The organism is Actinoplanes sp. NPDC026623, from assembly GCF_040638275.1.
In the GTDB taxonomy this organism is placed as follows: Bacteria; Actinomycetota; Actinomycetes; order Mycobacteriales; family Micromonosporaceae; genus Actinoplanes.
The window spans coordinates 1-3055 of the sequence record NZ_JBEZXZ010000389.1 but is presented as its reverse complement, the minus strand read 5'-3'; the positions used below and the strand labels follow the sequence as shown (position 1 = coordinate 3055).

Sequence of the window (3055 nt, the reverse complement as noted above, 5' to 3'; positions counted from 1 at the left end):
GCGCGGGGTCGCCCACCTCGGCGACCAGGCAGTGGTAGCGGCCGTCCGGGCGCAGGCCCAGCCCGGCCAGATCCGCCGGCGACGGCCCCGGCTCCTCGCCGAGCAGCAGCCCGCGCAGCACCCGGTCGCCGGCCTCCGCCCCCGCGCCGGCAAGGTCCTGCTCCGCCGCGCGATAGCCCGCGATGACGTGCCGCTCGAGCGCACCCAGGTAGCGGTCCATGTCCAGCAGCACCTCGAGGAGCAGGCCGTCGGGGATGTCCGCGGCCCGGGCCCGCTGCACGGCGATCTCCAGCGCCCGGGTGCGCCCCGCCTGCACGGCGGCGAGCAGCCCGCCGATCGAGATGCCCTGCGCGGCCCGGTCGGCACCCAGCCGCGCGGCCTCGGCGAAGTCGCGCTCGCTCGGATCGCCGGAGCGCTCGAACGAGGCCAGCCCGGCCGCGAACAGCACCGCGACGTGGCGCCGGCTCTCCGCCGCGGGCAGCCGGGCCACCTCGGGCGCCTGCGCCCGGGCCGCCTCGACCAGGTCGTCGACGATCCGCTCGTCGGCCGCCATGCCCCACAGCACCTTGAGGAACACATCGCCCCGCGACGTAAGCGCCATCTTCGTTCTCCCCGGGGGGCGATTGTCCGTGCCATACAACGACGGGCCCGGATGTTGGCTCCCGGCACCTATCGACGGGCGACGATTCATTATTACCTGTTCGTTACCGCAAAGTAACATCGCACCGGCGTTCAGGAGAGTCCCGTGGCACTCAAATCCTCCGCGCTCATCGCCCTCGTCGCCGCGCTCGCCGCGGCACCGCTGCCCGCCGCGGCCGCGCCCCCGTCGCTGCGGGAGGTGATGTTCGTCGGCAACAACTGGGAAGGCACCGTCGACGTCATCGGGTCCAGCGGAAGCTACGGCAAGCTCGGCCGGATCAACGTGATTCCCGACAAGGACACCCGCCTCTGGGAGATCTACCTGAACCCGGTCAAGCTCGCCTACTTCCTCGGCATCCGCTCCGGCCCGGGCGAGGGCCACGACCAGCTTGTCGACGACATGTACACCACGCCGGACGGCACCGCGCTTGTCGCCTCGCGGCCGAGCTTCGCCGACGTCGTCTCCATCAACCTGCGCACCGGCGCGGTCAACTGGCGTTTCGCGGTCTCCGGCTACCGCGCCGACCACATGGCGGTCAGCCCGGACGGCGCCCGGGTGGCGGTGTCGGCGTCCACCTCCAACACCGTGCACGTCCTCGACATCGCCACCGGCCGGCAACTCGGCTCGTTCGCCACCGGCGACAAGCCGCACGAGAACATCTTCACCGGCGACGGCCGCTACCTCTGGAACATGTCCATCGGCGAGGTCAACACCGACCTCGACGACCCGATCTGGGACTGGACCAAGGGCAACCGGCGGATCACGGTCGTGGACACCACGACCTTCCAGACGGTACGCACGATCGACATGCGGGCCCGGCTCGACGCGTTCGGCCGCAGCGACCTGTCGAACGCGATCCGGCCCGCGGTGTTCAGCCCCGACGGCACGAAGCTGTACTTCCAGGTGTCGTTCTTCAACGGGCTGGTCGAGTACGACGTCGCCACCGACCGCATCACCCGGGTGAAGACGCTGCCGAAGAACCCGGCCACCAGCGACGACCGCACCACCTTCGTCAACGACTCTCGGCACCACGGCCTGTCGATGAGCCCCGACGGCAGCCGGCTCTGCGTCGCCGGGACCATGGACGACTACGCCACCGTGGTCAACCGCTCGACGCTGCAGGAGGGTGAACTGGTCCCGGCCGCCAAGCCGTACTGGGCGACCGTGAGCGGCGACGGCCTCGACTGCGTGATCTCCGAATCGGCCGCGGACCAGGTCACGGCGATCAGCTTCGCGACCGGGCGACGGGTCGCGACGGTGCCGGTCGGCGACCACCCGCAGCGTGTCCGCATCGGACACGTGCCGCAGGACTGGGCCCCGCCGACGGCCCGCTGACAACGTCGGCACTCTTCCGGTTGACACCTCGGCCCTGCTGGGCGAGTGTTCCGAGATGAACGTTGACTGGCCACCGGCAGGCACCCTCATGGCCTCCCGCTACCGGCTGGTGTCGCGCCTGGAGACCGGCGGGATGGCGCAGATCTGGCACGCCGACGACGAGTTGCTGGACCGGCCGGTGGCGCTCAAACTGCCGGCCGGGCTCGACCCGGCCGGCGCGGACGTCCTGCACCTTGCCTGGAAAGAGGCGAGGATGGCGGCCCGGCTGTCGCACCCCAACATCGCCGCCGTGCACGACTACAACGCCGCGATGCGGCCCGAGGGCTACATGGCGCCGTTCGTCGTCATGGAGCTGCTGGCCGGCGAGTCCCTCGCGGCGCGGCTGAACCGCTCGTCGCTGCCCTGGCAGGAGTCCGCCCAGATCGGCGTGGCGGTGGCCGACGCGCTGACCGCGGCGCACGCCAACGGCGTCGTGCACCGCGACATCAAGCCCGGCAACGTCATGCTGACGCCCACCGGCGTCAAGATCCTCGACTTCGGCATCAGCGCGACGACCGGCGAGCCCGACGACGACGAGACCGGTGCGACGTTCGGGACCCCGGCCTACGTGGCGCCGGAGCGGCTCGACGGCAAACCCGCGGAACCGGCCACCGACGTCTACGGCCTGGGCGTGCTGCTCTACGAGATGGTCACGGGCCAGCCGCCGTACCCGGTGGACACCTGGGAGGAGCTCGACGCGGCCCGCACCGTCCCGCCGCGCGCGCTGCCGGCCGACCTGCCCGCCGCGTTCCGCGACCTGGTCGAGGCGTGCCTGCGCGAGGAGCCGGACCGGCGGCCCACCGCCGCGCACGTCCGCCACGGGCTGGCCACCCTCACGCCCCCGGTGCCCGCACCCCGCCGCCCGGTCCGCCGGCGGCTGGCCCTGTTCTCCGGGCTGACGGCACTCGTCGTCTCGATCATCGCGCTGTTCGCCGCGCTGGGCTCCTCGCGCCAGATGCCCGACGCCGCCGGCGAGCCCTCGGCGACGCTCGCAGACGGCACCGACTACGAATGGGCCGAACCGTACCGGGAGGCCATCCG

Annotated in this window: 2 protein-coding genes and 1 pseudogene; 2 read left to right on the top strand and 1 reads right to left on the bottom strand. The window is 72.2% G+C overall.

Features of this window, described 5'->3' with window-relative positions; genetic code table 11:
* A pseudogene (locus AB0F10_RS45025) lies at window positions 1-601 on the bottom strand (PucR family transcriptional regulator); the annotation flags it as partial.
* Between the two features lie 144 nt (window positions 602-745).
* Between AB0F10_RS45025 and AB0F10_RS45020 the strand changes: the two are divergent.
* Both AB0F10_RS45020 and AB0F10_RS45015 read left to right on the top strand, forming a co-directional pair.
* Entirely contained in the window at window positions 746-1975 is a 1230-nt protein-coding gene (locus AB0F10_RS45020) for a YncE family protein (protein WP_360640669.1), read from the top strand.
* Between the two features lie 55 nt (window positions 1976-2030).
* Window positions 2031-3055, top strand: a 1025-nt coding sequence (locus tag AB0F10_RS45015; RefSeq protein WP_360640667.1) for a serine/threonine-protein kinase, incomplete at its 3' end; no start/stop codon positions are given.